At 73.2% G+C, this 3,510-nt stretch carries 1 protein-coding gene; it reads left to right on the top strand.

Features of this window, described 5'->3' with window-relative positions; all coding sequences use genetic code 11:
* Nucleotides 1-3,510 (top strand): amino acid adenylation domain-containing protein (locus tag ACWD4U_RS34630; protein ID WP_363462258.1); only part of this gene is annotated, 3,510 nt, incomplete at both ends.

The following is a 3,510-nucleotide window of genomic DNA, read 5'->3' as shown; positions in this document are numbered from 1 at the left end:
GTGCCGTCGGCGTTCGTGGTGCTGGAGGCGCTGCCGTTGACCGCGAGCGGCAAGCTGGACCGGCGGGCGCTGCCGGCGCCGGTGGTCGCCGCGGGCGGTGGGCGCGAGCCCCGGACGGCGGAGGAGCGGACGCTGGCGGGGATCTTCCGCGAGCTGCTGGGCGTCGAGGCGGTGAGCATCGACGACAGCTTCTTCGACCTGGGCGGCCACTCGCTGCTGGCGACCCGGCTGCTGTCCCGCATCCGGGTGGTCACGGACGCCGAACTCGGCATCCGCACGGTCTTCGAGAACCCCACCATCGCCCAACTCGCCCGCACCCTGGAGCACTCGACCGCCGCACGGGCCCGCCTCACCCCCGCCGTCCGGCCCGAGCGGGTGCCGCTGTCGTACGCGCAGCAGCGCCTGTGGTTCCTCGACCAGCTGGACACCGGCAGCGGAATGTACAACATCCCCCTCGCCGTCCGGCTGCGCGGCGAGCTCGACCAGGCCCGCCTCCGGCAGGCGCTGGACGGCGTGCTCTCCCGGCACGAGGCGCTGCGCACGCTGTTCCCGTCCGTCGACGGCCACCCGCACCAGGTGGTCACGCCCGCCGCCGCGCTGCCGTTCACGGTCGTCGCGGTGGAGGAGGCCGGGCTGGACGCGGCGCTGGCCCGGGAGTCCGCCCACAGCTTCGACCTGGCCGCCGAACTCCCCGTCCGGGCCACGCTGTTCGAGCTCGCTCCGGACGACCACGTGCTGCTGCTGGTGCTGCACCACATCGCGGGCGACGGCTGGTCGCTGGCGCCGCTGCTGCGCGACCTGGAGGCCGGGTACCTCGGCCGCGAGCTGCCCGAACTGCCGGTCCAGTACGCGGACTACGCCCTGTGGCAGCGGGACGTGCTCGGCTCCGAGGGCGACCCGGACAGTGTGATCTCCCGTCAACTCGCCTACTGGGCCGAGACCCTGGCCGGCCTGCCGGACGTCCTGGAGCTGCCCACCGACCACCCCCGGCCGGCCGTGGCCAGCAACCGGGGCGAGCGGCTGGAGTGGCAGCTGGACGCCGCCACCCACCGCGCCCTCGCGGACCTCGCCCGGGACAGCGGCGCCAGCCTCTTCATGGTGCTCCAGGCCGCGGTGGCGACCCTGTTCACCCGGCTGGGTGCGGGGACGGACATTCCGCTGGGCACCGGTATCGCGGGGCGTACGGACGAGGCGTTGGACGAGCTGGTCGGGTTCTTCGTGAACACGCTGGTGCTGCGCACGGACACCTCGGGCAATCCGACCTTCCGTGAGCTGCTCGCCCGCGTGCGCGAGCACGACCTGTCGGCGTACGCGCACCAGGACGTGCCGTTCGAGCGGCTGGTGGAGGTGCTCAACCCGGAGCGCTCGCTGGCCCGGCACCCGCTCTTCCAGACCCTGATCACCCTGCAGAACACTCCCGACCCGGACCTCGACCTGCCCGGGATCACCCCGTCCGCCGTCGACGTGGCGGGCTACCAGGCCAAGTTCGACCTGCTGCTCGACCTCCGCGAGACCTTCGACGCCGCGGGCCGACCGGCCGGCATCGACGTCACCGCCGAGTACGCACTGGACCTGTTCGACGCCGCGGGCATCGGGGTGCTGTGCAAGCGCCTCGCCCGGGTGCTCGGCCAGGTCGGCGCGGACCCGGAGCAGCGGATCGGGGCGATCCACCTGCTCGCCGCGGACGAGGTGGTGCAGCAGCTCGGCCACTGGGGCCTCGGCGAACGCGGCCAGGAGACCGTGGTCGGCCTGCCGCAGGCCTTCGCCCGGCAGGTCGAGCGGACCCCCGAGGCCGTGGCCGTGGTGAGTGGCGAAGTCCGGCTCAGCTACGCGGAGTTGGACGCGCTGTCGAACCGTTGGGCGCATGCGCTGCGGGAGCGGGGCGTGGGTGCGGGGACGCCGGTGGCGCTGCTGCTGGACCGTTCGCTGGAGCTGGTGGTGGCGGAGCTGGCGGTGGTGAAGGCGGGCGGGTTCTACGTGCCGCTGCACGACGCCTACCCGGCCGACCGGCTGACGCTGATCGTCCAGGACGTGCAGGCCCCGCTGCTGCTCACTGACCGCACCGAGCTCCCCGAGGGGCTGACCGAGGGTGGTACCCGGCCGCTCCAGCTCGAGGAACTCGCCGCGCAGGCCGAGCAGTTCGCGGACCCGGCCGCGATCGAGGCCGCGACCGTCCCGGCCGGGCAGCTGGCGTACGTGATGTACACCTCCGGTACGACGGGTCGGCCGAAGGGTGTGATGGTCAGTCACGGGAACGTGGCGGAGCTGGCCTTCGACTCGCGGTTCGGCAGCGGTGCGCACGACTGCGTGCTGATGCACTCCTCGCACGCCTTCGACGCGTCGACGTACGAGCTGTGGGCGCCGCTGCTGCGCGGCGGAAAGGTGGTCGTGGCACCCGGCGGGCACCTCGGCCCGGAGGAGCTGCGGTCGGCGATCGCCCGCCACGGGGTGACGGCGATCTTCGTGACCACGGCGCTGTTCAACGCGATCGCGGTCGAGGAGCCGCAGGCCTTCGACGGGCTGCGGGAGATCCTGTTCGGCGGTGAGAAGGTCACCGTCGAGGCGGTGGAGAACGCGCAGCGGACCTGCCCGGACGTGCGGATCACCCACGTGTACGGCCCGACCGAGACCACCACCTTCGCCACCGCCTGGCCGGTGGCCGCGGGCCGCGCACCGGGCTCGGCCGTCCCGATCGGCGCGCCGATGGCGGGGACCCGGGCGTACGTCCTCGACGACTACCTCCAGCCGCTCCCGGCCGGGGCGGTCGGCGAGCTGTACCTGGCCGGCAGCGGTGTGGCGCACGGCTACCACGGGCGTCCGGAGCTGACGGCCGAGCGGTTCGTGGCGGACCCGTTCGGCGGTCCGGGCGACCGGATGTACCGCACGGGCGACCTGGTGCGGTGGATCGAGGACGGTCAGGTCGACTACGTGGGCCGGGCGGACGACCAGGTGAAGATCCGCGGTTTCCGGATCGAGCCCGCGGAGATCGAGGCGGCCCTGGCCGCGCACCCGTCCGTCACCCACGCGGTGGTGATCGTCCGTGAGGACCGGCCGGGTGACAAGCAGTTGGCCGCGTACCTGGTCGGTGCGGACGTCGAGGTCGCGGAGGTCCGGGAGTTCGCTGCCGGTCGGCTGCCCGCCTACATGGTGCCGAACGGCTTCGTCGTGCTCGACGCGCTGCCGCTGACGGTCAACGGCAAGCTCGACAAGCGCGCGCTGCCCGCGCCGGTGGTCGAGACGGGCGGCGGCGCTCCCGCCGTCGCGCCGCGGTCGCTGCGCGAGGAGATCCTCTGCCGGGTGTTCGGCGAGGTCCTCGCGGTGGCCGAGGTGGGTATCGACGACGGGTTCTTCGACCTGGGTGGTGACAGTATCGCGTCGATCCAGGTGGTGAGTCGGGCTCGTAAGGCCGGGTTGTTGCTGACGGCGCGGGACATCTTCGAGCGCAAGACGGTGCGTGAGCTGGCGGTGGTGGCGACGCAGGCGACGGCGGAGGTGGTGCCGGGCCTGGAG

It is taken from the genome of Kitasatospora sp. NPDC002522 (assembly GCF_053595195.1).
Note: the sequence above shows the minus strand (reverse complement) of the source record. Positions and strands in the feature narration are given on the sequence as shown.